The 26,168-nt window shown below is 59.9% G+C and carries 23 protein-coding genes and 2 pseudogenes; 7 read left to right on the forward strand and 18 right to left on the reverse strand.

Annotated features, from left to right (window positions below):
• From HU755_RS26255 to HU755_RS26285, 7 genes and pseudogenes are all read right to left on the reverse strand, one after another.
• Positions 1-177 (reverse strand): annotated as a pseudogene (locus HU755_RS26255) (putrescine ABC transporter permease PotH); the annotation flags it as partial.
• Positions 174-1,316 (reverse strand): ABC transporter ATP-binding protein, encoded by a 1,143-nt coding sequence (locus HU755_RS26260; RefSeq protein WP_186551261.1) that lies wholly within the window; start codon positions 1,314-1,316, stop codon positions 174-176. The gene HU755_RS26260 and the pseudogene HU755_RS26255, both read right to left, overlap by 4 nt.
• 63 nt (positions 1,317-1,379) lie before the next feature.
• Positions 1,380-2,477 (reverse strand): polyamine ABC transporter substrate-binding protein, encoded by a 1,098-nt coding sequence (locus tag HU755_RS26265; protein ID WP_186551262.1) that lies wholly within the window; start codon positions 2,475-2,477, stop codon positions 1,380-1,382.
• Between the two features lie 187 nt (positions 2,478-2,664).
• Positions 2,665-3,777, reverse strand: a complete 1,113-nt coding sequence (locus HU755_RS26270) for a polyamine ABC transporter substrate-binding protein (RefSeq protein ID WP_186551263.1) — start codon at positions 3,775-3,777, stop codon at positions 2,665-2,667.
• A gap of 172 nt (positions 3,778-3,949) precedes the next feature.
• Positions 3,950-5,314 (reverse strand): aspartate aminotransferase family protein, encoded by a 1,365-nt coding sequence (locus tag HU755_RS26275; protein WP_186638034.1) that lies wholly within the window; start codon positions 5,312-5,314, stop codon positions 3,950-3,952.
• Between the two features lie 56 nt (positions 5,315-5,370).
• Positions 5,371-6,729, reverse strand: coding sequence for a glutamine synthetase family protein (locus HU755_RS26280; protein WP_186638046.1), 1,359 nt, complete (start codon positions 6,727-6,729; stop codon positions 5,371-5,373).
• A 346-nt stretch (positions 6,730-7,075) separates the two neighbouring features.
• A pseudogene (locus HU755_RS26285) lies at positions 7,076-7,192 on the reverse strand (gamma-glutamyl-gamma-aminobutyrate hydrolase family protein); the annotation flags it as partial.
• A gap of 278 nt (positions 7,193-7,470) precedes the next feature.
• Between HU755_RS26285 and HU755_RS26290 the strand changes: the two are divergent.
• Together HU755_RS26290 and HU755_RS26295 are read left to right on the forward strand one after the other, a co-directional pair.
• Positions 7,471-8,847, forward strand: coding sequence for a glutamine synthetase family protein (locus HU755_RS26290; protein WP_186551266.1), 1,377 nt, complete (start codon positions 7,471-7,473; stop codon positions 8,845-8,847).
• A gap of 229 nt (positions 8,848-9,076) precedes the next feature.
• Positions 9,077-9,709: a TetR/AcrR family transcriptional regulator gene (locus tag HU755_RS26295; protein ID WP_186638047.1), complete on the forward strand. Its 633-nt coding sequence runs from the start codon at positions 9,077-9,079 to the stop codon at positions 9,707-9,709.
• A 161-nt stretch (positions 9,710-9,870) separates the two neighbouring features.
• Here the strand turns inward: HU755_RS26295 and HU755_RS26300 are convergent, their stop codons facing one another.
• The 8 genes from HU755_RS26300 to HU755_RS26335 form a co-directional block, all read right to left on the reverse strand.
• Positions 9,871-10,086, reverse strand: coding sequence for a molybdopterin-binding protein (locus HU755_RS26300; RefSeq protein WP_003229256.1), 216 nt, complete (start codon positions 10,084-10,086; stop codon positions 9,871-9,873).
• Between the two features lie 32 nt (positions 10,087-10,118).
• Positions 10,119-10,925 carry an aliphatic sulfonates ABC transporter ATP-binding protein gene (gene ssuB / locus HU755_RS26305; RefSeq protein WP_186638048.1) on the reverse strand — a complete coding sequence of 269 codons (807 nt, stop codon included), beginning with the start codon at positions 10,923-10,925 and terminating at the stop codon, positions 10,119-10,121.
• Positions 10,922-11,704 (reverse strand): aliphatic sulfonate ABC transporter permease SsuC, encoded by a 783-nt coding sequence (gene ssuC, locus HU755_RS26310; RefSeq protein ID WP_186638049.1) that lies wholly within the window; start codon positions 11,702-11,704, stop codon positions 10,922-10,924. Before ssuC ends, ssuB begins: the two co-directional genes overlap by 4 nt.
• 9 nt (positions 11,705-11,713) lie before the next feature.
• Positions 11,714-12,862, reverse strand: a complete 1,149-nt coding sequence (gene ssuD, locus HU755_RS26315) for an FMNH2-dependent alkanesulfonate monooxygenase (RefSeq protein WP_186549553.1) — start codon at positions 12,860-12,862, stop codon at positions 11,714-11,716.
• A gap of 25 nt (positions 12,863-12,887) precedes the next feature.
• Positions 12,888-13,853, reverse strand: coding sequence for a sulfonate ABC transporter substrate-binding protein (locus HU755_RS26320; RefSeq protein WP_186549555.1), 966 nt, complete (start codon positions 13,851-13,853; stop codon positions 12,888-12,890).
• 89 nt (positions 13,854-13,942) lie between these two features.
• Entirely contained in the window at positions 13,943-14,536 is a 594-nt protein-coding gene (gene ssuE, locus HU755_RS26325; protein ID WP_042607062.1) for an NADPH-dependent FMN reductase, read from the reverse strand.
• 314 nt (positions 14,537-14,850) lie between these two features.
• Entirely contained in the window at positions 14,851-15,489 is a 639-nt protein-coding gene (locus tag HU755_RS26330; RefSeq protein ID WP_186638050.1) for a peroxiredoxin, read from the reverse strand.
• 292 nt (positions 15,490-15,781) lie between these two features.
• Positions 15,782-17,125: an OprD family porin gene (locus HU755_RS26335; RefSeq protein ID WP_186638052.1), complete on the reverse strand. Its 1,344-nt coding sequence runs from the start codon at positions 17,123-17,125 to the stop codon at positions 15,782-15,784.
• A gap of 368 nt (positions 17,126-17,493) precedes the next feature.
• Between HU755_RS26335 and tauA the strand changes: the two genes are divergently transcribed.
• Positions 17,494-18,480 carry a taurine ABC transporter substrate-binding protein gene (tauA, locus tag HU755_RS26340; protein ID WP_186638068.1) on the forward strand — a complete coding sequence of 329 codons (987 nt, stop codon included), beginning with the start codon at positions 17,494-17,496 and terminating at the stop codon, positions 18,478-18,480.
• Between the two features lie 84 nt (positions 18,481-18,564).
• Here the strand turns inward: tauA and argA are convergent, their stop codons facing one another.
• Positions 18,565-19,866, reverse strand: coding sequence for an amino-acid N-acetyltransferase (gene argA / locus HU755_RS26345; RefSeq protein ID WP_016772647.1), 1,302 nt, complete (start codon positions 19,864-19,866; stop codon positions 18,565-18,567).
• Positions 19,867-20,063: 197 nt separating this feature from the next.
• Positions 20,064-21,218, reverse strand: coding sequence for an acetylornithine deacetylase (gene argE, locus HU755_RS26350; RefSeq protein WP_186638069.1), 1,155 nt, complete (start codon positions 21,216-21,218; stop codon positions 20,064-20,066).
• Positions 21,219-21,374: 156 nt separating this feature from the next.
• Between argE and HU755_RS26355 the strand changes: the two genes are divergently transcribed.
• A complete protein-coding gene (locus HU755_RS26355) occupies positions 21,375-22,745 on the forward strand; it encodes an inorganic triphosphatase (protein ID WP_186638070.1) in 1,371 nt (456 codons plus the stop codon).
• A 120-nt stretch (positions 22,746-22,865) separates the two neighbouring features.
• Here HU755_RS26355 and HU755_RS26360 read toward each other — a convergent pair whose 3' ends face one another.
• Positions 22,866-23,330: an Lrp/AsnC family transcriptional regulator gene (locus tag HU755_RS26360; RefSeq protein ID WP_186638071.1), complete on the reverse strand. Its 465-nt coding sequence runs from the start codon at positions 23,328-23,330 to the stop codon at positions 22,866-22,868.
• Positions 23,331-23,457: 127 nt separating this feature from the next.
• On the opposite strand from HU755_RS26360, the gene HU755_RS26365 reads away from it, so the two are divergent.
• The 3 genes from HU755_RS26365 to HU755_RS26375 all read left to right on the forward strand — a co-directional run bounded on the left by HU755_RS26365 (position 23,458) and on the right by HU755_RS26375 (position 26,060).
• Complete coding sequence (locus tag HU755_RS26365; protein WP_186638072.1) at positions 23,458-23,796, forward strand: hypothetical protein; 339 nt, start codon at positions 23,458-23,460, stop codon at positions 23,794-23,796.
• A 92-nt stretch (positions 23,797-23,888) separates the two neighbouring features.
• The gene (locus HU755_RS26370; RefSeq protein WP_186549574.1) at positions 23,889-25,673 is read left to right on the forward strand and encodes a GspE/PulE family protein; all 1,785 of its coding nucleotides are present in this window, start codon (positions 23,889-23,891) and stop codon (positions 25,671-25,673) included.
• A 66-nt stretch (positions 25,674-25,739) separates the two neighbouring features.
• The gene (locus HU755_RS26375; protein WP_186638073.1) at positions 25,740-26,060 is read left to right on the forward strand and encodes a DUF2388 domain-containing protein; all 321 of its coding nucleotides are present in this window, start codon (positions 25,740-25,742) and stop codon (positions 26,058-26,060) included.
• Positions 26,061-26,168: the final 108 nt, after the last annotated feature.

Genomic DNA, 26,168 nt, shown 5'->3' on the forward strand with positions numbered 1-26,168 from the left:
GTAGATCTCGGTGTACGGCGGGATCGCCACATCGGCTTCGGCGAAGCTGATCTTCAGGACGATGAAGAACGGCAGCATGAAGAACAGAAACAGCCAGATGAACGGCACCCCGATGACCATCTGCCGGCCATTGGGGATGATTCGGTTGATACGCCGTTTGAATTTGCGCATGTTCATGAGCGAAGCACCACGCCGCTGTCGTCTTCCCACCACACGTAGACCTGATCGCCCCAGGTCGGACGCGCGCCGCGGCGTTCGGCGTTGGCGACAAACGACTGCACCAGTTTGCCGCTCGGCAATTCGACGTAGAACACCGAGTGGCCGCCGAGGTAGGCGATGTCATGCACCTTGCCGCTCGACCAGTTGTATTCGCAAGTTGGCTGCTCGGCTGTCACCAGCAGTTTTTCCGGACGAATTGCGTAGGTGACCGACTTGTCCTGCACCGAAGTGCTGATGCCGTGGCCGACGTAGATCTGCCGGTCGAGGTCCTTGCAGGTGATGGTCGCGTGGCCTTCGGCGTCGTCGATCACTTCGCCTTCGAAGATGTTCACGTTACCGATGAATTCGCAGACCAGACGGCTGGTCGGGGTTTCGTAAATGTCGATCGGGCTGCCAATCTGGGCGATCCAGCCCAGGTGCATGATCGCGATGCGCTCGGCCATGGTCATGGCCTCTTCCTGATCGTGGGTCACCATCACGCAAGTCACGCCGACGCGCTCAATGATTTCCACCAGTTCCAGTTGCATCTGCGAACGCAGTTTTTTGTCCAGCGCGCCCATCGGTTCGTCGAGCAGCAGCAGCTTCGGCCGCTTCGCCAGGGAACGCGCCAGCGCCACCCGCTGACGTTGACCGCCGGACAATTGATGCGGCTTGCGCTTGGCGTACTGGCTCATCTGCACCAGCTTGAGCATCTCGGCCACGCGGGCCTCGATCTCGGCCTTGGGAATTTTGTCCTGCTGCAAGCCGAAGGCGATGTTCTGCGCCACGGTCATGTGCGGGAACAAGGCGTAGGACTGAAACATCATGTTGATCGGACGTTCGTACGGCGGCATGTCGGTGATATCGACGCCGTCGAGGAAGATGCGCCCCTCCGTGGGCCGTTCGAAGCCTGCGAGCATGCGCAGCAGGGTCGACTTACCCGAACCCGAACCGCCGAGCAGGGCGAAGATCTCGCCCTTCTTGATTTCCAGGGACACGTCGTCCACGGCAATCGTCTCGTCGAACTTCTTGGTGACCCGGTCGATTTTGACCAGCACCTGTTTGGGTGTCTGGTCGCCCTCGAGGGCTTTCTTGTAGGCGCCGGAGGCAACTGCCATTTACGAAACTCCCAACAGAAGCAGTGGTTCGCCACGCAAGACGAACCCTGGATAGTTTGTGCGTTATTTGCCCGACTTGACCTTGGTCCAGCTGCGGGTCATCAAACGCTGAATATTGGCTGGCAACTCGGTCGACACGTAGGTCTTGTCGAGGACTGCTTGCGGTGGGTAAACCGCTTCATCGGTGCGAATGGATTGCTCCATCAGCGAGTCCGAACCCGGGTTGGGGTTGGCGTAACCGACGTAATCACTGACCTGGGCGATCACCTCAGGTTTCAGCAAGTAGTTGATGAAGGCGTGGGCTTCTTTGACGTTGGACGAGTCCTTGGGGATCGCCAGCATGTCGAACCACAGCGCGCCGCCCTCTTTCGGGATCGAGTAGGCGATGTTGACGCCCTTCTTGGCTTCCTCGGCACGGTTCTTCGCCTGGAAGATGTCGCCGGAGAAACCGATGGCCACGCAGATGTCGCCGTTGGCCAGATCACCGATGTATTTCGAGGAGTGGAAATAGGTCACATAAGGACGCACCGCGAGCAGCTTGGCGGTGGCTTTTTCGTAGTCCTTGGTGTTGGTGCTGTTGGCGTTCAGGCCCAGGTAATTGAGCATGGTCGGCATCATTTCATCCGCCGAATCGAGGAATGCAACGCCGCAGCTGTGCAGCTTCTTGATGTTTTCCGGCTCGAACAGCACGGCCCAGGAATCGATCTTGTCGATGCCGAGCACGGCTTTGACCTTGTCGACGTTATAGCCGATGCCGTTGGTGCCCCACAGATACGGCACGGCGTAAAGGTTGCCGGGATCGTTCTGTTGCAGGCGCTTGAGCAGCACCGGGTCGAGATTGGAATAATTCGGCAACTGCGCCTTGTCGAGCTTCTGGAATGCGCCCGCCTTGATCTGCTTGCCAAGGAAATGGTTGGACGGCACGACCACGTCGTAACCGGTGCGCCCGGCGAGCAGCTTGCCTTCCAGGGTTTCATTGGAATCGAAGACGTCGTAGACCGGTTTGATCCCGGTCTCTTTCTCGAAGTCGGCCAAGGTCGATTCGCCGATGTAATCGGACCAGTTATAAATATGCACCGTCCCGGCGGCCTGGGCACCGACCATGAACGTCAGGCCGGCAGCGGCCAGCAGGGCATTGCGCAACGAAGAAAAAATAGGCAAGTGGAGGTCCTCTAAATTAGTTGGGCCCAAGTTGCCCCGCGCTGCATGACAGCCATGGCTGCCCGACAACAAAACCGGCGCGCAACTTACCCTCGAAAAACCGATCCAGCAAAACTTTCCGTCATTTAATTATTCCGCTGGCCGCCGTCGCGGCGACGACGGCCAGCGGTTGTGGCATCAAACCGGCTTATTTGCCCGATTTGATCTTGGTCCAGCTGCGGGTGATCAGACGCAGCGTCGCGGCGTCCAGATCGCTGATCGCATAGAGCTGCTTCTTCACTTCAGCCGACGGATAGATGCTTGGGTCGCTGGTGATGTCCTTGTCCACCAAAGGCGTGGCGGCCTTGTTGCCATTCGGGAAACGCACGGCATTGGTGATGCCGGCCATCACTTGCGGCTCGAGCAGGTAGTTCATGAACTTGTAGGCCGCCTCGACGTTTTCGGCATCCTTCGGAATGGCGACCATGTCGTAGAACGTACCGGCGCCTTCTTTTGGAATGGTGTAGGCCAGTTTGACCTTGTCACCGGCTTCCTGGGCGCGGGTCTTGGATTGCTCCAGGTCACCCGAGTAACCGACCGCTACGCAGATGTTGCCGTTGGCCAGGTCGGAGATGTACTTGGACGAGTGGAAGTAGGCGACCGAAGGACGGATCTTGAGGAACAGGTCTTCGGCGGCTTTCAGGTCAGCCTTGTCTTTGCTGTTGGTCGGTTTGCCCAGATAGTGCAATGCCGCCGGGATCATTTCGGTCGGGGCATCGAGGAAGCTCACGCCGCAGCTTTTGAGTTTCTCGATGTTTTCCGGCTTGAACACCACGTCCCACGAATCGATCTTGTCGATGCCCAGTGCAGCCTTGACCTTGGCCGGGTTGTAGCCGATGCCGATCGAACCCCACATGTATGGGAAGGCGTGTTTGTTGCCCTGGTCGCTGGCGTCGCCAACAGCCTTGAGCAGGTCTTCGTCGAGGTTTTTCCAGTTTGGCAGTTTGGACTTGTCCAGTTCCTGGTAAACGCCGGCCTTGATCTGCTTGGCGAGGAAGTTGTTGGAAGGCACCACGATGTCGTAACCGGACTTGCCGGCCAGCAGCTTGGCTTCCAGGGTTTCGTTACTGTCGAAGACGTCGTAGACGACTTTGATCCCGGTGGCTTTTTCGAAGTTGGCCACGGTGTCCGGCGCGATGTAGTCGGACCAGTTGTAGACGTGCAATACCTTGTCGTCCGCCTGAACCGCACCCGCCATCATACCCGCCATGGACAGCGCGAGCAGAGTCTTGCCAGCTAGCTTTTTACCTAATGCCTTCATGCGTCATGCTCCAAATTTTTTCTTTTTTGAACCACTGTGTTCAGCGGCCGAACCCGGACAACTGGAACCGCGGCTAGTCTGGCAAGATCCGAGGCGCTCTTTCAACAAAAGACCAGCCTTTCTGACAGCTTTGAGCGAGTGCGCCGCAGCTCCCCCGCTCAAAGCCTAGCACCTAGGCCTGCAGCGCACCGAGCGTCAGGTCCAGACACTTGCGTGCCTTTGTAACCAGCTCATCGATCTCCGCTTTGCTGATGACCAGCGGCGGCGCGATGATCATGGTGTCACCCACGGCGCGCATGATCAGGCCGTTGTCGAAGCAGAACTGCCGGCAGATCATGCCGACGCCCTTGCCTTCGTAACGCTTGCGTGTGGCCTTGTCCTGCACCAGCTCGATCGCCCCCAACAGACCGACGCCGCGAACTTCACCCACCAATGGGTGATCGTTCAGCTCGCGCAGACGTTTCTGCAAATACGGTGCCGTTTCGTTGTGGGCGTTCTCGATAATTTTCTCATCGCGCAGGATGCGGATGTTTTCCAGCCCCACCGCCGCCGCTACCGGATGCCCGGAGTAGGTAAAGCCGTGGTTGAAGTCGCCGCCCTCATTGAGCACCGCCACCACCGAATCACGCACGATCAGCCCACCCATCGGGATGTAGCCGGAGGTCAGGCCCTTGGCGATGGTCATCATGTCGGGCGCAAGGTCGTAGAAATCGCTGCCGAACCACTCACCGGTACGGCCGAAACCGCAGATCACTTCATCGGCGACGAAGAGGATGTCGTACTTGGCGAGGATTTCCTTGATGCGCGGCCAGTAGGTGTCGGGCGGAATGATCACGCCACCGGCACCCTGGATCGGCTCGGCTATAAAGGCACCGACGTTGTCGACGCCGACTTCGAGAATCTTCTCTTCCAGCTGATTGGCCGCCCAGATACCGAACTCTTCCGGCGACATGTCGCCGCCTTCGGCGAACCAGTAAGGCTGGGCAATGTGGACGATGCCCGGAATCGGCAAATCGCCCTGCTCGTGCATGTAGGTCATGCCACCCAGGCTGGCGCCGGCCACGGTCGAACCGTGATAACCGTTCTTGCGGCTGATGATGACTTTCTTGTTCGGCTGGCCCTTGATCGCCCAGTAGTGGCGAACCATGCGCAGCATGGTGTCGTTGCCTTCGGAGCCGGAGCCGGTGAAAAACACGTGATTCATGCCTTCTGGCGCGACGTCAGCTATCGACTTGGCCAGCTCCAACGCCGGCGGGTGGGCAGTCTGGAAGAACAGGTTGTAGTACGGCAGCTCGCGCATCTGTTTGGCGGCAGCATCGGCCAGTTCATCGCGGCCGTAACCGATGGCCACGCACCAGAGGCCGGCCATGCCGTCGAGGATCTTGTTGCCTTCGCTGTCCCACAGGTAAACGCCCTTGGCGTTGGTGATGATCCGCGGGCCCTTCTCTTTCAGTTGCTTGAAGTCACTGAACGGGGCCAGGTGGTGATCGCTGCTCAGCGCTTGCCACTCACGGGTTTGCGGGTTGTTGCTGGTCATGCCAATTCTCCTTGTTATCGGTGAAGGCGCGACGGCTGGCCGCCGCGCCCGGCGCATCAGACGGCGAAGAGCAGGTACTCACGCTCCCAGGAACTGATCACGCGCTTGAAGTTTTCATGCTCGGCCCGCTTGACCGCGACGTAGCCTGTGATGAAAGTCTTGCCGAGGTACTTCTCGACAGTCTTGCTGTTTTCCATACGCTCCAGCGCGTCTTCGATGGTCAGCGGCAGACGCAGGTTGCGGCGCTCGTAACCACGACCGACAACCGGCGCGCTCGGATTAAGGCCTTCAACCATGCCGATGTAACCGCAGAGCAGGCTCGCGGCGATCGCCAGATAAGGGTTGGCGTCGGCGCCCGGCAAGCGGTTTTCCACACGACGGTTCTGCGGGCCGGCGTCCGGTACGCGCAGGCCGACGGTACGGTTCTCTTCGCCCCACTCGACGTTCACCGGCGCCGAGGTGTCCGGCAGGAAGCGGCGGAACGAATTGACGTTCGGCGCGAACAGCGGCAACAGCTCGGGGATCAGTTTCTGCAGACCACCGATGTGGTGCAGGAACAACTGACTCATGGTCCCGTCTTCGTTAGAGAAGACGTTCTTGCCGGTCTGAATGTCGATGATGCTCTGGTGCAGGTGCATGGCGCTGCCCGGCTCGCCGGTCATCGGCTTGGCCATGAACGTCGCGGCCACGTCGTGCTTGAGTGCGGCTTCGCGCATGGTGCGCTTGAACACCAGAATCTGGTCGGCCAGCGACAGGGCATCGCCGTGACGGAAGTTGATTTCCATCTGCGCCGTGCCGTCTTCGTGGATCAGCGTATCAAGGTCCAGCTCCTGCAGTTCGCACCAGTCGTAGACGTCTTCGAACAGCGGGTCGAATTCGTTCGCCGCTTCGATGGAGAACGACTGGCGACCGATTTCCGGACGGCCCGAGCGGCCAATCGGCGGCTGCAACGGATAGTCGGGGTCGTCGCTGCGCTTGGTCAGGTAGAACTCCATCTCCGGCGCCACGATCGGCTGCCAGCCCTTGTCGGCATACAGCTTCAAGACTTTCTTGAGCACGTTGCGCGGCGACAGCTCGATCGGGTTGCCTTGCTTGTCGTAGGTGTCGTGGATCACTTGCGCGGTTGGCTCGATGGCCCATGGCACCAGGTATACGGCGTTCTGGTCGGGACGGCAGATCATGTCGATGTCGGCCGGGTCGAGCAGTTCGTAATAGATGTCGTCTTCGACGTAGTCGCCGGTCACGGTCTGCAACAGCACGCTTTCGGGCAGACGCATGCCTTTCTCGGCGATGAACTTGTTGGTCGGCGAAATCTTGCCCCGGGTGATGCCGGTCAAGTCGGCGATCATGCATTCGACTTCTGTGATCTTGTGGTCTTTCAACCAATCGGTGAGCTGGTCGAGGTTGTTACTCATAAATGCCTCTGGGCTGAGTCTCCTGACGCAAGGTCAGGCAAAGTTTGACGCCTGGAGCGTCGCGTTAAAGGGGGCTTGCTCGCGCAGTGCCGGCTTACGCCTGGCACCGCGCATAAACAATGAAAGAGGAGCTTACCTGCCCTTTACGCTGGCGTTGCATTTCCCGTGCACTTTCGAAACGTGCAGCCACCCGTGCAGAATCACGAGCACGGCGCTGCGCGCGGCACGGGCTTTGAGCATGAAAGAGTTCTATAGTGAGAGGAGACGCCATAAAGCGGATGCTATGCCCGACGTCCAGAATATCGGACGCTGCCGTTTTGCCGGTTGTTGACGACGATGTCGTCGACAGGTTGCGCGCCTTGCTGGCTGCGCTACGGACGGATTGATCGCCACTGATGTGATGAGCATGCAGACCGGACTGTTGCGAGCAGTCGGTGATGCCGATTAACGGCAGGCGAGACATGAAGCACCCCGGTATTATTGCTGTTATGGGTTTGACCGGAGCTTAGCCTTGTTCATTTTTTTACACAACACCCCCGTAAAAAATACAACACGGCCTGCTCAAGCCTGCGGTTGGCAAGCATCTGTAAGGGCAAAAACAGCCCAAAAATGCCCCATAAATGCCCCCGCAGCGCTTTTTTAGGGCAAAAAAGGCCTCGCTTGACTTCGGCAGGCCGTTCGGGTTGACTGAAACCAGAAAAGATCAATGATTGATATTTTTAACAACAAAGGTGTTGCATCATGTCGGTACCCCCGCGTGCCGTTCAGCTTAACGAAGCGAACGCGTTCCTTAAGGAACATCCTGAGGTTCTGTACGTTGACCTTCTGATTGCGGATATGAATGGTGTGGTGCGCGGCAAGCGCATCGAACGCACCAGCCTCCACAAGGTTTACGAGAAAGGCATCAACCTGCCGGCCTCTCTATTTGCTCTGGATATCAACGGCTCCACGGTGGAAAGCACCGGTCTGGGCCTGGACATCGGCGACGCCGATCGTATCTGCTATCCAATCCCCGATACCCTGTGCAACGAGCCATGGCAGAAGCGCCCTACCGCGCAGCTGTTGATGACCATGCACGAACTCGAAGGCGACCCGTTCTTCGCCGATCCGCGTGAAGTACTGCGCCAGGTAGTGGCCAAGTTCGATGAACTGGGGCTGACCATCTGCGCCGCCTTCGAACTCGAGTTTTACCTGATCGACCAGGAAAACGTTAACGGCCGTCCACAGCCGCCACGCTCGCCGATCTCGGGCAAACGTCCGCACTCGACGCAGGTTTACCTGATCGACGACCTCGACGAATACGTCGACTGCCTCCAGGACATTCTCGAAGGCGCGAAAGAACAAGGCATCCCGGCCGACGCGATCGTCAAGGAAAGCGCCCCGGCGCAGTTCGAAGTCAACCTGCACCACGTTGCCGACCCGATCAAGGCCTGCGACTACGCGGTCCTGCTCAAGCGTCTGATCAAGAACATCGCCTACGACCATGAGATGGACACCACCTTCATGGCCAAGCCGTATCCGGGCCAGGCGGGTAATGGTCTGCACGTGCACATTTCGATTCTGGACAAAGCCGGCAAAAACATTTTTGCCAGCGAGGATCCCGAGCAGAACGCCGCGCTGCGTCACGCGATCGGCGGTGTGCTCGAGACCCTGCCCGCGCAGATGGCTTTCCTCTGCCCGAACGTCAACTCCTACCGTCGCTTCGGCGCGCAGTTCTACGTACCGAACTCGCCGTGCTGGGGCTTGGACAACCGCACCGTGGCGATACGCGTTCCAACCGGCTCGTCCGATGCCGTGCGTATCGAACACCGCGTTGCCGGCGCCGACGCCAACCCGTACCTGCTGATGGCTTCGGTATTGGCCGGCGTGCACCACGGTCTGGTCAACCAGATCGAACCGGGCGCGCCAGTAGAAGGCAACAGCTACGAGCAGAACGAACAGAGCCTGCCGAACAACTTGCGTGATGCCCTGCGCGAGCTGGACGACAGCGAGGTGATGGCCAAGTACATCGATCCGAAGTACATCGATATCTTCGTCGCCTGCAAGGAAAGCGAGCTGGAGGAGTTCGAACACTCCATCTCCGACCTTGAGTACAACTGGTATCTGCATACTGTTTAAGTGGTTTGCAGCTATATAAAAACGCCGTTGGCTGATTCAGCCAGCGGCGTTTTTTTATGGCCGCCTGCGGCGGTTCGGGAGCAAGCCCCCTCCCACAGGAGTTTCTGGTGTACCGAGAAATCAAGCTCCCTGAAGATCAACTGTGGGAGGGGGCTTGCTCCCGAAAGCGGCCGACAAGACAACACGGAACCCGCCTCGTACAATGCCCGCTGCCCCGCAGGAGACTTCCATGACGCGTCCCGCCCCCGTCCGCAAACCCCGTGCCCGCAGTCAGGCGCGGATCGATTCGATACTCGACGCCGCGCGCACGCTGCTGGCCGCCGAGGGTGTGGCGAGCCTGTCGATCTACAGCGTCGCCGAGCGTGCGCAGATTCCGCCCTCTTCCGTGTATCACTTTTTCGCCAGCGTCCCGGCACTGCTCGAAGCGCTGACAGCGGATGTCCACGCGGCGTTTCGCGCGTGCCTGCAAGCGCCGATCGACCATGACGCGCTACGTGACTGGCGCGATCTGTCGCGGCTGGTGGAGCAGCGGATGTTGGAGATCTACGGCGAAGATGCGGCTGCGCGGCAACTGATTCTTGCGCAGCACGGACTGACCGAAGTGACCCAGGCTGACCGTCAGCACGACCTGGAACTGGGCGACCTGATGCACAAACTGTTCGACCATCATTTCGAGCTGCCGAGGCTGCCGGACGATGTCGATGTGTTTGCCCTGGCGATGGAACTGGGCGACCGGGTTTATGCACGTTCGGTGCAGCAGCACGGGCAGATCACTCCGCGCATGGCCGAGGAAGGGATGCGGGTGTTTGATGCTTACATCGGTTTGTATCTGCCGCCCTATTTGCCGAAGAGAAGTCTCTAGCGTACTCACCGGCCCCTTCGCGAGCAGGCTCGCTCCCACATTTGAAATGCGCTCCTCTGTGGGAGCGAGCCTGCTCGCGAAGGCCGCACCGCCGGTTTCAAGCCAGGCACAAAAAACCCCGCAGGGCTCACACCCCCCGGGGTTGTTTTTTGCTCACCGGCTTACAACTTGGCGATCGATACCTCGGTGGATTTCACAAAGGCGATCACTTCGCTGCCCACCACCAGTTCCAGTTCTTTCACTGAACGTGTGGTGATCACCGATGTGACGATGCCCGAAGCGGTCTGCACGTCGATTTCCGACAGCACGTCGCCGAGGACGATTTCCTTGATCGAGCCTTTGAACTGGTTGCGCACGTTGATGGCTTTGATAGTCATGGCGTTGATTCCTGTCGTTGTGGATAAGTGAGTCATTGCGCCCAACGCAATTGCGTAGGCAGGGGTGAAACGGGTTCCGGCGCCGGCGGTTCGCCGGGCAGGGACAGAACACGATTAAGCACTTCGGTTTCCAGCGCGGCGAGGCGATGCGAGCCACGGACCCGAGGGCGTGGCAGTTCAACGTGCAGATCGAGGCCGACCTCGCCGTCCTCGATCAGGATCACCCGATCGGCAATCGCCACCGCTTCGCTGACGTCGTGGGTCACCAGCAGCACGGTAAAACCGTGTTTCTGCCAGAGCCGTTCGATCAACTGCTGCATCTCGATGCGGGTCAGTGCATCCAGCGCGCCGAGTGGTTCGTCGAGCAGCAGAAGACGCGGCTGATGGATCAGCGCGCGAGCCAGCGCGACCCGCTGTTTCTGTCCGCCGGACAAGGCTGCCGGCCACTCATCGGCGCGATCCGCCAGACCCACCGCTTCCAGTGCATCCAGCGCTTGCTGACGCCAGTTGCCCTTGAGGCCGAGGCCGACGTTGTCGATGATCTTTTTCCACGGCAGCAGGCGCGCTTCCTGAAACATCAATCGCGTATCGTCCCGCGCCTGACTGAGCGGCGCGGAACCGGCGAGCAGGTCGCCACCCGTGGGTTGATCGAGGCCGGCGAGCAAACGCAGAAACGTACTCTTGCCACAACCGCTGCGCCCGACCACGGCAACGAATTGCCCCGCCGGAATGTGCAGGTCGATGCCGCGTAGCACTTGGCGTGAGCCAAAGGTTTTCTGCAGGTTGCGCACGGCCAGCGGAATCCCGCGCAGCAGGCGTGGAGGTTGTTGAGCGGTCATGCTGCACCTCCCTTGGCAACCTGATAGGCCGGATGCCAGCGCAGCCACACGCGTTCAAGTCCACGGGCTGCAAGGTCGGCGAGTTTGCCCAGCACCGCGTAAAGCAAGATCGCCAGAACCACTACATCGGTCTGCAAAAACTCGCGGGCGTTCATCGCCAGATAGCCGATGCCCGAGCTGGCCGAGATGGTTTCGGCGACGATCAGCGTCAGCCACATGAAGCCCAGGGCGAAGCGCACGCCGACCAGAATCGATGGCAGCGCGCCCGGCAGAATCACCTGCCAGAACAGGCTGAAACCGCCCAGGCCATAACTGCGCGCCATCTCCACCAGCGCCGGATCGACGTTGCGGATGCCGTGGTAAGTGTTGAGGTAAATCGGGAACAACGTACCCAGCGCCACCAGAAAAATCTTCGCCGACTCGTCGATGCCGAACCACAGGATCACCAATGGGATCAGCGCCAGATGCGGCACGTTGCGGATCATTTGCACCGAGCTGTCGAGCAGTCGCTCGCCCCACTTCGACAGACCGGTAATAAAACCCAGCACCAGACCGATGCTGCCGCCGATGGTGAAACCCAGTGCCGCGCGCCAGCCGCTGATCGCCAGATGCGTCCAGATTTCGCCGCTGCGCACCAGACTGACACCGGCCTCGATCACCGCCACCGGCGCCGGCAGAATCCGTGTCGACAGCCAGCCCGCCGACACCGACAACTGCCACACCGCCAGCAGCAACACCGGCAGCGCCCAGGGCGCGAGGCTGTGGATAAATTTCTTCATGGCCACGCCTCAGCTCTGCGACGCGGCTTTGGGCAGGATGTCGTTGGCGACCATCTCGCCGAAAGGGCTGACATAACCGGCGCTTTTCGGCAGTTCCGGGCGCTCGACGTCGAGGTGCGGAAACAGCAGTTCTGCCACGCGATACGATTCTTCGAGGTGTGGATAACCGGAGAAGATGAAGGTGTCGATGCCCAGATCCGCGTATTCCTTGACCCGCGCCGCCACCGTCGGGCCATCGCCGACCAGTGCCGTGCCTGCACCACCGCGCACCAGACCGACACCGGCCCACAGGTTGGGGCTGACTTCGAGATTATCGCGACTACCGCCGTGCAGCGCGGCCATGCGTTGCTGGCCGACCGAATCGAAACGCGCCAGCGAAGCCTGGGCACGCTTGATGGTGTCGTCGTCCAGGTGCGAGATCAGCCGATCCGCCGCTTGCCAGGCTTCAGCGTTGGTTTCACGCACGATCACATGCAGACGAATGCCGAAACGCACGGTGCGCCCAAGCTTGGCGGCTTTGGCCCGCACTTGTGCGATCTTCTCGGCCACTGCGGCCGGCGGCTCGCCCCAGGTCAGGACCATTTCCACCTGCTCGGCCGCCAGATCCTGCGCCGCTTCCGATGAGCCACCGAAGTACAGCGGCGGACGCGGTTGCTGAATCGGCGGATAAAGCAGCTTGGCGCCTTTGACGCTGATGTGTTCGCCGTCGTAATCGACGGTCTCGCCTTCCAGCACGCGGCGCCAGATGCGGGTGAATTCCACCGAGGCCTGATAGCGCTCTTCATGGTTGAGGAACAGACCGTCACCGGCCAGTTCTTCCGGGTCGCCACCGGTGACCAGATTGAACAGCGCGCGCCCGCCGGACAGACGATCCAGCGTCGCTGCCTGCCGCGCCGCGACCGTCGGGGAAATAATCCCGGGGCGCAGGGCGACGAGGAATTTCAAACGCTGGGTCACCGGAATCAGCGAGGCCGCGACCAGCCACGAATCTTCGCAAGAACGCCCGGTCGGGATCAGCACACCGCCGAAGCCCAGACGATCCGCCGCTTGCGCGACCTGTTGCAAATAGCCGTGATCAACCGCGCGGGCGCCTTCGGCGGTACCGAGATAATGGCCATCGCCGTGGGTAGGCAGGAACCAGAAGATATTGAGGCTCATGGAGTGGTCTCCTTGGGAATTCGAATTACTGCGCGGTAGCCACAGCGGCCGGTGGGGTCCAGATCACGTCCTTGATGCTCAACGGCTTGGGAATCAGCTTGAGCTGGAAGAACGTGTCAGCGATTTTCTGTTGCGCGGCGACTACTTCCGGGGTCAGGAACAGCGCGCCGTAACCCTGGCGTTTCACCGAGGTCAGGGTGATGTCCGCCGGCAGGCCGAGCAGTGGCGCGACCTGTTGGGTCACGTCTTCAGGATTGGCTTTCGACCACTCGCCGACGGCGCGCACTTCTTCGACGAGGGTCTTGATCACCTCGGGATTTTTCTGCGCGTAAGGTTTGGTCGCGAGATAGAACTGGTGGTTGTCGACGATGCCTTTGCCGTCGCGCAGGGTGTGCGCCTGCAATTGCTTTTCGGCGGCAGCCTGGTACGGATCCCAGATAACCCACGCGTCGACACTGCCGCGCTCGAACGCAGCGCGGGCGTCGGCTGGCGGCAGGAATACAGTCTGGATATCGGTGTATTTGAGGCCGGCGTCTTCCAGTGCGCGCACCAGCAGGTAATGCACGTTGGAGCCTTTGTTCAGGGCGACTTTCTTGCCCTTCAGACCGGCCACCGATTTGATCGGCGAGTCTTTCGGCACGAGGATCGCTTCGCTGTTCGGCGCCGGCGGTTCATAGGCGACGTAGAGCAGATCGGCGCCGGCAGCCTGAGCGAAAACCGGTGGAGTTTCGCCGGTCACGCCGAAGTCGATCGAGCCGACGTTGAGGCCTTCCAGCAGTTGCGGGCCGCCGGGGAATTCAGTCCACTGCACGTCGACGCCTTGCGCGGCGAGGCGTTTTTCCAGGGTGCCTTTGGCTTTGAGCAGCACCAGGGTGCCGTACTTTTGATAACCGATCCGAAGCGTCTCGGCCTGGGCTTGAGTGATGGCGCCGAAGGACACAGCCGCAGCAAACAGAGCGACCAGACCACGACGCAAAAATACAGTGCGCATTGCGCTCTCCTTTTTGCTGTTGGGTTTTGGCTGCACCTGCTTGCCCGTTGGCGGGCGAGTAAGGCCAGTACTTCAAATTTCGGTGTGGCTTAAATGCTCCAGCGAGCACTCAACAAACGTTCATTCAGCAGGCCCGGCTCCAGCGGTTTCGGCCGGCGCGCCATGGCGCCGATGAACTGGTCCAGCGCCTCGTGCAACCGTTGCTCCAGTGCCGGCGCCAGTTGCGCGGCGGCACTGCCTTCGCCGTAAGCGATCTGGCTGTCCTCGGCAAAAATGCCCTGAAGCATTTCCTGGGCTTTCAGCGCCGACAGCACAGGCTTGAGGGCGTAATCGACGACCAGCATGTGGGCGATGCTGCCACCGGTGGCCATCGGCAAGACTATCTTGTGGTTCAAGGCGCGCTCGGGCAGCAGATCCAGCAGGGTTTTCAGCGCCCCGGAAAACGAGGCCTTGTACACCGGGGTAGCGATGAGCAGGCCGTCGGCGTTTTCGATCTGTTGCAGCAGGTCGAGGACCTTCGGGCTGTCGAAGCGGGCGTGGAGCAAGTCCTCGGCCGGGAAGTCCCGCACCTGATAACTCACCACTTCCACCCCTTGCTGTTGCAACCAGCGTTGCGAACGCTCCAGCAGCACCCCGGAACGGGAGCGCAGACTGGGGCTGCCACCGAGTGAGACGACCAGCATTGCAGATTCCTTTAAGCGTTACCGGCGATTCGCGGGCTGCGATCTCGCTTCATTGGGAGTGACCTTACCAGTTGATTTATATATCCATAAATCATATTTATTCATTTGGTTATGCATTTAAGAGATATGCCGTTGAGCCGAATTCAGGCGAAAAAAAAGGCCGTCGAAACGGCCGGAATTTCCCTGCGTTGTGATTCTGGAATATCGGTTGCCTGGGCTGGCGCCTTCGCGAGCAGGCTCGCTCCCACATTGGAATGCGATCACCTGTGGGAGCGAGCCTGCTCGCGAAAGCGGCGGTGACTACACCGCAAATCTTATTTGTTCGGTTGCGGCGTCAGGCGCAGGTACGGCTTCACCGCACGATAGCCTTTCGGGAAGCGCTGCCTGATTTCTTCCTCATCCTTGAGCGACGGCACGATCACCACCTCTTCACCGTCCTGCCAATTGGCTGGCGTGGCCACTTTGTAGTTGTCGGTGAGTTGCAGCGAATCGATCACCCGCAGGATCTCGTGGAAATTGCGCCCGGTGCTCGCCGGGTAGGTGATGGTCAGGCGGATCTTCTTGTTCGGGTCGATGACAAACAGCGAACGCACGGTCAGGGTGTCATTGGCGTTCGGGTGGATCAGGTCGTACAGATCGGAAACCTTGCGATCGGCATCGGCCAGGATCGGAAAGTTGACGACGGTGTTCTGGGTTTCGTTGATGTCTTCGATCCACTTGTGGTGCGAGTCCACCGGGTCCACCGACAGCGCAATGGCCTTGACACCGCGCTGGCTGAACTCATCCTTGAGCTTGGCGGTGAAGCCCAGCTCGGTGGTGCACACCGGGGTAAAATCCGCCGGGTGGGAAAACAGCACGCCCCAGCTATCGCCCAGCCATTCGTGGAAACGAATCTTGCCGGCGCTGGAGTCTTGTTCGAAATCGGGGGCGATGTCGCCGAGTCTGAGGCTCATGGTGCTGCTCCTGATGAGGGTTGGGAGACAACAACTGTAGCTCGGGATGGATCAGCGTGAAAAAGAATAAATAAATAGATATTTAGATCATTAATGAATATTAAACATCTGTTCATTGGACACCGGTCGGCATCGCGACGAACATCGGTCGCAAGGTTCGAGAAGGCCTTGAGTTGCAGCAAAGAGGGAATCGAGAAGGGCTTACGGGGGTGAGCCTGACTCGAAACACAAAAGCCCCGTCCGGCGCGATGCCGGACGGGGCTTTTTTTGTTTCAGTTACTTGAGCGCGCTATTACAGCAGCGGGATCGAGTAGCTGAGGATCAGGCGGTTTTCGTCCTGGTCGCGTTGACCGGCGATGTCGGTACGCCACGAAGCGTTTTTCCACATTACGCCAACGTTCTTCAACGGGCCTTCCGGAACAACGTACGCCACGGTCAAATCACGTTCCCACTCGGAAGCGCCATTGGAGGTCTGGACGCGACGAGCGTTATAGGTGTCAACATTATCGCCACGCAGGTACACCATGCCAGCAGTCAGACCAGGCACGCCAACCTTGGCGAAGTCATAGGAGTAGCGTGCTTGCCAGGTACGTTCACCGGCACGGTTGAACTTCTGGATCTGCATGTCGGTGATGGTGTAGTTCGAAGAACCGTCACCCTGGTTCAGCCAAGGGAAGTCGCTGCTGCCATTGCTCACCTGATAGCCGCCACCAAAAGTGTGACCGGCAACGGTGTACAGGAACAGGCCGCTGTACAGGTTGTTGTCTACTTTGCCTTTGCCGTTTGCCGCGTGGCTGTAAGCGCCAGAGCTGAAGTACGCTGGGTCGTGGCCATTTGCGCCGTCGTCGGAACTGTTGAAATAACGGAAGTCAGACTTCAGCACGCCTGGACCGATAGACCAGTTGTGAACCAGCCCAAGGAAGTGTTGTTTGTAAAACTCTTCCAGGTTGCCGTAGTAGTACTGCGCAGTCAGGTCTTTGGTGATCTTGTAATCACCACCCGCGTAAATGAATTTGTTGCTATCGCGGAAGTTCGGACCACGCGAGTTGGCACCGCCAATGCTCAGCTGTTCATTGTTGCTGGAGTTACGGCCTTTGACGTGCTCGATCTGACCACCAACCAGAGTCAGGTCCTTGATCTCGCCGGACGTGATCTGGCCGCCCTGCCAGGTTTGTGGCAGCAGACGACCGTCGTTGGTGACGATTACCGGCAGTTTCGGCTGCAGAGTACCGAGCTTCAATTCAGTCTGGGAGATCTTGGCTTTGGCAGTCAGACCCAGGCTGGAGAAGTTGTCTACGGCTTTGCCGTTGGACTCGCTCGGGAACACGGTGCCGCCGTAAGCGGTGCCGCTGTTGCCGTTCGTGCCGCCACCCGAATCCAGACGAATGCCCAGCAGGCCGATGGCGTCGAGACCGAAACCTACGGTGCCTTGGGTGTAACCGGAGATGAAACGCAGATCGAAGCCTTGGCCCCACTCTTCGTTCTTGTTGGCACCCGTGCCATTACGGTTATCAGTGTTGATGTAGAAGTTGCGCAGACCCAGAGTAGCCTTGCTGTCTTCGATGAAACCGGCGGCGCCTGCCTGCTGCGCCATAACCCCAACGGCCACGGCCAGGGCCAAGGTGGACTTGTTCATGTATCGCTCCTCTCGTTTCTAATTCTTGTGTTCCTGGTTCGGGGTCGATTTGCCCTGAATCCTAAGATGCGCGATTAGCGCCAGACCGTGACTGACAAGTCAATCGTAACCTTGTGTGTCTACGACCATCGTCTAATCGCAAGTGATTTGGTCCCTGCAGAGTAATGACGTCCTGATAAACCGAAAAAGAATTTATTCATTCCTTTTCATACCATTCGGATATATGGCCCATTAATGGCCATCTGCACCGGGAGACAGCGTATCGGCGCCTAAGCTCATTCCTAAATGGTATTTGTTGCCCTTTTTTTAGATCGTTTAGCTTTGGCGTTCTCCCAACACGTCAAATCCCATCGAAAAGGCGACGCATCATGGCGAAACGCGCACTATCAAGTCAATTTGTTACAGTTTGTGTATCGGCGCTGATTTCTTTTTCAACACAAGCCGCCGGTCTGACGGTGGGTTATCAGACCGGTATCGATCCGAGCAAGGTGCCCCAGGCTGACGGCGTCTATGAGAAAACCATTGGCGAGAACATCGACTGGCGCCGCTTCAACAGCGGCCCGGAAGTTGTGACAGCCATTGCTTCCGGCGATGTGCAGATTGGCAATCTCGGCTCCAGCCCCTTGGCTGCGGCGGCCTCGCGCAATCTGCCGATCGTGGCGTTCATCGTCTCGGCGCAGATCAATGCCGCTGAGGCTTTGGTGGTGCGCAACGGCAGCGGCATCGACAAGCCGCAGGACCTGATCGGCAAGACCATCGCCACGCCGTTCGTGTCCACATCCCACTACAGTCTGCTCGGCGCACTGAAGCACTGGGGCCTGAACACGTCGCAAGTCAAAGTGGTAAACCTGCAACCCGCTGAGATCGCTGCGGCATGGAAGCGTGGCGACATTGACGGGGCGTTTGTCTGGTCACCAGCGCTGGGTGAGATCCGCAAGACCGGCAAGACCCTGACCGACGCCGCGCAGGTCGGCCAGTGGGGCGCGCCGACTTTCGAGGTGTGGGTCGCGCGTAAGGATTTTGCCGAGCAGCATCCCGACGTGGTGGCAAAATTCGCCAAGGTCACGCTGGATTCGTTCGCTGATTACGCGGCGCATAAAGACAGCTGGACGGCCGACTCGGTGCCGGTACAGAAAATCGCCAAACTGACCGGTGCCAATGCCGCCGATGTGCCGGAATTGCTCGCCGGTTCTACCTTCCCCGACGCCAAGGCGCAGCAAACCACGGCGCTGCTGGAGGGTGGTACGGCGAAGGCAATTGCCGAAACGGCAAAATTTTTGAAGGAACAGGGCAAGGTCGAGACGGTGCTGCCGGATTACTCGCCGTACGTCAGCGCCAAATTTGTAGCTCAATAAAAAGCTTCGCGAGCAGGCTCGCTCCCACATTGGAATACATTCCCCTGTGGGAGCGAGCCTGCTCGCGAATAGAGCGACACGGTTTTACAAAGTCTTTTCGAAGATTTTCGAGTTGCGCTGGTAGTTGTACAGCGAAGCCCGCGCCGCTGGCAGGCGTTCGACGCTGCTCGGCTCGAAGCCGCGCTCGCGGAACCAGTGCGCCGTGCGTGTGGTAAGCACGAACAACGTCTTCAAACCCTGCGCCCGCGCCCGCGTCTCGATACGTTCGAGCAATTCATCGCCGCGACCACCGTGGCGGTATTCCGGGTTCACCGCCAGACACGCCAGTTCGCCGGCGTCGGAATCGGCAATCTGATACAGCGCCGCACAAGCGATGATCATGCCTTCGCGCTCAACCACACTGAACTGTTCGATCTCGCGCTCCAGCACTTCACGCGAGCGGCGCACCAGAATCCCCTGCTCTTCCAGCGGGCTGATCAAGTCGAGCAAACCACCGACGTCCTCAATCGCCGCCTCGCGCACGAGTTCGAATTGCTCCTGCGCCACCAACGTACCGCCACCGTCACGGGTGAACAGCTCGGTCAACAGCGCGCCGTCTTCGGCGTAACTGACGATGTGGCTACGCGCAACGCCACCACGGCAGGCTTCAGCGGCGGCATCGAGCAACTCCGCCTGATAATTGCTCATGCCCAGACGCTGCAAATGCGCCGGCACCTGTTGCGGACGCAGCTCGCGCACCAGTTTGCCGTTTTCGTCGATCAGGCCCAGCTCGGCACCGAACAGCAGCAGTTTATCGGCGCCCAGGTCAATGGCTGCACGCGTGGCGACGTCTTCGCAGGCCAGGTTGAAGATCTCACCGGTCGGCGAATAGCCCAGCGGCGACAGCAATACGATCGAACGCTCATCAAGCAGGCGGTTGATACCCTTGCGATCGACCCGACGCACTTCGCCGGTGTGGTGATAGTCGACACCTTCAAGCACGCCGATCGGCCGCGCCGTGACGAGGTTGCCGCTGGCCACGCGCAGTCGCGAGCCCTGCATTGGCGACGAAGCCATGTCCATCGACAGGCGGGCTTCGATGGCGATGCGCAACTGGCCGACCGCATCAATCACGCATTCCAGAGTGGCGGCATCGGTGATGCGCATGCCGTGATGGTAATGCGGGGTCAGGCCGCGTGCGGCGAGGCGCGTTTCAATCTGCGGGCGCGAACCGTGCACCAGCACCAGGCGCACGCCAAGGCTGTGCAGCAAGACCAGGTCGTGGACGATGTTGCCGAAATTCGGATGCTCGACGCCGTCGCCGGGCAGCATGACGACGAAGGTGCAATCGCGGTGAGCATTGATATAAGGAGAAGCGTGGCGAAGCCAATTGACGTATTCGGGCATGAACCTGGGCCTGTAATAAATAGCAGCCGATAAAAAGGGGCGAAACGAAAAACGCACAGCGGGCTGATGGTTATCGTCGGAACAGGCTTGGCGACACGCGCGCTCTCCTCATGAATACGGGTTGGGGTGCAGGCAATTTACCGAATTGATGCAAGACATTTAACCCTGTGGGAGCAAGCCCGCTCCCACAGGGGACATCAGGGTTTGTCCGGGCTCAGGCAGTAATGTTCAATCAACTGCCGAATCAGATGCACGGTAGGCTGCAAACGTGACATTTCAAGGTATTCGCCAGGCTGATGCGCACAAGCGATATCGCCCGGGCCGAGCACGATGGTTTCGCAACCAAGGCGCTGAAGATAAGGCGCTTCGGTGCCGAACGCCACTGCTTCGGCACGATGACCGGTGAGCTTTTCGGCAATGCGCACCAGTTCGGCGTCTTGCGCCTGCTCGAACGGCGGCACCTCCGGGAACAACGGCTTGTAGTCGATCTTCACTTTATGCCGTTCGGCCACTGGATTGAGCTTGCGCAGGATTTCCGCGCGCAGCACGCTCGGGTCCATGCCCGGCAGCGGGCGCAAGTCGAACTCCAGCGAGCACTGGCCACAGATGCGGTTGGGGTTATCGCCGCCATGGATGCAGCCGAAGTTCATGGTCGGCTGCGGCACGCTGAATTGCGCGTTATTGAACTCACGCTGCCACAACAGGCGCAAACCGCGCAGTTCGCCGATCGCATCGTGCATGGCTTCGAGCGCACTGTGGCCCAGACGCGGGTCCGAGGAATGGCCGCTCTGCCCAAGGATGTCGATGCGCTCCATCATGATGCCTTTGTGCATGCGGATCGGTTTGAGCCCGGTGGGCTCGCCGATCACCGCGGCGCGGCCCAGCGGTTGCCCGGCTTCGGCCAGTGCGCGGGCACCGGACATCGAGCTTTCTTCGTCGCAAGTGGCGAGGATCAGCAGCGGTTGCTTGAATGGCTGATGGAGCAGCGGTTGCACGGCTTCGATGACCAGCGCAAAGAAGCCCTTCATGTCGCAACTGCCCAGACCGACCCAGCGACCGTCGACTTCAGTGAGCTTCAGCGGGTCGGTCTGCCACAAAGCATCGTCATACGGCACCGTGTCGCTGTGCCCGGCCAGCACCAGCCCGCCGGGGCCGCTGCCGAAACTGGCGAGCAGATTGAATTTGCCGGGGCTGACCTGGCGGATATCGCAGTTGAAACCCAGCTCGCCCAGCCACCCGGCGAGCAGATCGATCACCGCCCGATTGGACTGGTCGAGGCTCGGTTGGGTACAGCTGACCGATGGCGTGGCAATCAGCGCCGCGAACTGGTCTTGCATGGACGGCAAAGGCATCGCTGACTCCAACTCCCGATTTGAGGTCCATCATAGAACCATCCGGCGCTCGGAATAAACCGCCGCAGGGCGTAGGAAGTTTGAGTCCTGTACACTGCACGGCCTTGGCAGCCACACATTCCCCCGGCTGCGCTCCCGATCCTGGATTTTCCGGCCATGCAAAAAGAAACCGAAATCAAACTCCGCGTCAGCCGCGAAACCCTCGCCGCCCTGCGCGAGCACCCGCTCCTGAAAAAACGCAACAAAAGTGGCTGGGAACGCCGTGAGTTGATGAACCAGTACTTCGACACTCCCGAGCGCGACCTGGCCCAGGCCAAAGTTGCCCTGCGCCTGCGCAAGGACGGTGACGAAGTGATTCAGACCCTCAAGACCCGTGGCCACAGCGTCGCCGGTTTGTCCGAGCGAAACGAGTACGACTGGAAACTTGCCAAAGCCAAACTCGACGTGAAGAAACTCGACGGCGAATGCTGGCCCGAGTCGCTGGCCGAGCTGGACAAGAAAACCCTCAAGCCGATCTTCACCACCGATTTCGTCCGCGAGCGCGCCGAAATCGCCTGGGGCCGTGGCAAGACCAAAGTGGTCATCGAAGCCGCGCTGGATCTGGGTCACGTCGTGGTCGGCAAGCAGAAAGAAGAAATCTGCGAGCTGGAACTGGAACTGCGCGAAGGCGAGCCGGCCGCGCTGCTGGAGCTGGCCGCTGAACTGGCCGAAACCCTGGCGTTGATGCCGTGTGACATCAGCAAGGCCGAGCGCGGTTATCGTCTGCACGACGCCAACAGCTACTCGCTGAGCCTGCCGGCGCCAGAGCTGACGCCGGAAACCCAACTGGACGATGCCTTCGCCGCGCTGAGCTGGCACTTGCTCGGCAGCAGCCAACGGCTGGCCGAACAGTATCGCTTCAACGGCCACTGGCGCCTGCTGCTGGACTGGGTCGAGAACCTTGCCGAAATGCGCGCCCTGCTCAGCAGCCTCGGCCAGGCGGCGCCGCGTCAGTCGACTCATGATTTGCGCGTGGCCCTTGATGCCTTGCTGGAAGACTGGCGCCCGCTGGTGCAGGTCGGCATCGAAGACGAAGACGTGCGCAAAGCCGCGCCGGAGCAGTTCCTCGAAGAGCTCGAAGACCCGCGCTGGGGGCAGTTCTCACTGAACGCTTCGCGCTGGTTGCTGGCCCGCACCTGGACCGTCGACCGTAACGTGCGCGGCAACCGCCAGGGTGGCGCGCAGTTGCACAGCTGGTTGCCGCGCCTGCTGGGCGAAGAAGCCACCGCCCTGCAGTTGCAGCGTTATCAGCAGCAGCCGGAAGATCTGGCTGAGCAACTGCCGCGTATCGAGCGTATTCAGGTCTGGCTGCACCATGCGCGCAATGTGCTGGACATCCCGGAAATGGATCGGCTGTACGGCGAACTGAACAAGCTGGCGCAATTGGCCAACGAGCCGACCATCACCGACGAACTGCTCGATGCGCGCAAGCAGCAGGCGATTGCGGTGTACCAGAACCGCGCGTGGAAAATGCTCCTGCGCATGTGATCCCCTGTGGCGAGGGGATTCATCCCCCGCTGGGTCGCGAAGCGGCCCCGCACTTAAAAAAGCGGGGACTGCTGCGCAGTCCATCGGGGATAAATCCCCTCGCCACACAGGCCATCCGCGCTACACCGGCAAACTCGTCGTGGACTTGATCTCCGACAGCGCCACAATCGAGTTCACTTCCTGGATCCCCGGCACCAGCGACAGTTTTTCGAAGAAGAAGCGCTCATACGCCTCGATGTCCGCCGCGACAATGCGCAACAGAAAATCCACCGCGCCCATCAGCACATAACACTCCAGTACTTCCGGAAAACCGCGGATCGCCTCGGTGAATTCGGTGAAGTTGGATCGGCCGTGGGCGTTGAGTTTGATCTCGGCGAAAATCTGCGTATTCAGGCCGATCTTCTTGCGATCAAGCAACGTCACCTGACCGCGAATGATGCCCTCCTCTTTCATACGCTGAATTCGCCGCCAGCACGGCGACTGCGACAGGCCGACCTGTTCGGCGATTTGCGCGCTCGACAACGACGCGTCCTCTTGCAGCAGGGCCAGGATCCTGCGGTCATAACTGTCCAGCTCAGTCTGCATAAAAAAACCCCTGAAAAGTCATTCTGTCGAATTGACCAAGTCGATAATTCGCCGATAGCGCCGATCATAGCCAAGAAATACCCCGCACCGAATGTAAAAATTCCTCCAGTGATTTTGGAGACTCGCCATGCCGCACCTTGAAGCCGTGAACAGCACACCGACTCGCGCCGATGTCTGGAATATCAATAACGCCCACTGCCTGGCGCAGTACCGGATTCTCGCCGAGGCCGAGCCGGATCTGCTGGTGCGGGTGCTGAATCTGTTTGCGCTGCAATGCCTGACGCCGGAGCAGGTGAGCGTGCAGCGGCGCGATGATCTGCTGTCGATCGACCTGATCATGAGCGGCCTGAGCTGGCACCGCGCGCAAGTGATCGCGGAAAAACTTCGTAACCTGATCAGCGTCTGCTCGGTGGATCTGCACAACGCCGACGCGGCGTGGGATGCGCCAGCGCAGGCCGCCGGCTGACAAATCCGGCAACGGCTTCGTCGGGTAGTGGCCCAACGGTCAGCAGGGCCACGACTATCCTTTTGTGCATGACGCTCAAAAAGGAAAGCCGCATGTCCGTTCAATTTGTCACTCAGGACCGCTGGCTAGACCTCAACGAGGTATTACGTGAACTGGTCGCCCAAGGCTTCATTTGCCAGGACTCGGCGGAACAGGCGCTCAATGCCCGCCGTCGCCACGCTGCGCACGGCCAGATGCATCCACTGGAATTCATCGCCAGTCAGCAGCTCGACGACCTCAGCCGCCCGGGCAAGCACCTCGACCTCGAGAGCCTGACCCTGTGGCTGGCACAACAGGCCGGCCAGCCGTACTTGCGCATCGACCCGTTGAAAATCAACGTCGCGGCGATCACGCCGCTGATGTCGTATGCCTTCGCCCAGCGCCACCGGATTCTCGCCGTCGCCGTAGATCGCGATTCGGTGACCGTGGCCAGCGCCCAGCCTTATGTCAACGGTTGGGAGGCCGATCTGACCCACGTGCTGAAGCTGCCGATCAAACGGGTCGTGGCCAACCCGGTGGATATCCAGCGTTTCAGTGTCGAGTTCTTTCGTCTGGCCAAATCGGTCAGCGGCGCCAGCAATGCCGATGCTCAGGGCAGCAACCTCGGCAACTTCGAACAGTTGCTCAACCTCGGCGCCAGTGATCAGGAGCCGGACGCCAACGACGCGCACATCGTCAACATCGTTGACTGGCTGTTCCAGTACGCCTTCCAGCAGCGCGCCAGCGATATCCACATCGAACCGCGCCGCGAGCATGGCACCGTGCGCTTTCGCATCGACGGCGTGTTGCACAACGTTTACCAATTTCCGCCGCAGGTGACCATGGCAATCGTCAGCCGCCTGAAGAGCCTCGGCCGCATGAATGTCGCGGAAAAGCGCAAACCCCAGGACGGCCGGGTCAAGACCAAGACCCCGGATGGCGGCGAAGTCGAGCTGCGGCTATCAACATTGCCAACGGCATTCGGCGAAAAAATGGTCATGCGGATTTTCGACCCCGAAGTGCTACTGAAGAACTTCGACCAACTAGGCTTCAGCGCCGATGACCTGCGCCGCTGGCAGGACATGACCCGCCAGCCCAACGGCATCATTCTGGTCACCGGGCCAACCGGTTCGGGCAAGACCACCACGCTGTACACCACGCTGAAAAAACTGGCGACGCCGGAGGTCAACCTCTGCACCATCGAAGACCCGATCGAGATGGTCGAGCCGGCCTTCAACCAGATGCAGGTGCAACACAACATCGACCTGAGCTTCGCCGCGGGGGTACGTGCGCTGATGCGACAGGATCCGGACATCATCATGATCGGCGAGATCCGCGACCTCGAAACCGCTGAAATGGCGATTCAGGCCGCGTTGACCGGGCACCTGGTGCTGTCGACCCTGCACACCAACGATGCACCGAGCGCCATCAGCCGCCTCCTCGAACTCGGCGTGCCGCATTACTTGATCAAGGCCACCGTGCTTGGGGTCATGGCCCAACGGCTGGTGCGTACCTTGTGCCCGCACTGCAAGGCGCCGCTGACGCTTGAGGACGAAGACTGGCAAACGCTGACCCGGCCCTGGCAGGCGCCGCTGCCGAGCAATGCGCAGCGGGCGATCGGTTGCCTGGAGTGCCGCGATACCGGTTATCGCGGACGCGCCGGGGTCTACGAAATCATGCAATTGAGCGACAGCCTCAAGGCCTTTATCACCCCGGACACCGACCTCACGGCAATCCGCCGCCAGGCCTTCAAGGAAGGCATGCGCAGTCTGCGCCTGTCCGGCGCGCAGAAAGTCGCGGCAGGGCTGACCACGGTAGAAGAAGTGCTGCGGGTGACGCCGCAAAGTGAGTTGAAATAAGTCGGCACGGAACTGGATCGGGGGTTGGCAATCCAACGCCGTAGTTAATCCCCCAGGAGTCATCTCATCATGCGTCTCAAAGTTGCTGTCGCCACCCTGGCCCTGCTCTCGCTTCCCGTTGGTTCGGCCATGGCTGACAGCTTTTGGCGTAACGTCATTTCTTCCGGTGCCACCACCGGCTCGACTTACCTGACCTTCAAGGATCACAAACTGATCGTCGCCGCTCAGGATGACGCCGGCAGTTTCGTTGCCAGTGACGGCGGCATTCGCGGCCCGTATCTGGAAGCGGCGATGCAGAAAGTCCGCGCCGACAACCCGGGCCTGCAGGCTACGGACATGGAACTGGCGAATGCGATTCTGGCGAAAAACGCCGTGGCGTCCGAATAATTCGGTCGCAAACAAAAATGCCGCTCGATTGCAGACTGTGTGAAAACCTAGCATTCTGCTGGCCGGTTAAAGAAAATGCCCGTATCGCAAGATACGGGCATTTTTCTT

This window comes from Pseudomonas sp. SWRI111 (assembly GCF_014268555.1).
GTDB lineage: Bacteria > Pseudomonadota > Gammaproteobacteria > Pseudomonadales > Pseudomonadaceae > Aquipseudomonas > Aquipseudomonas hamedanensis.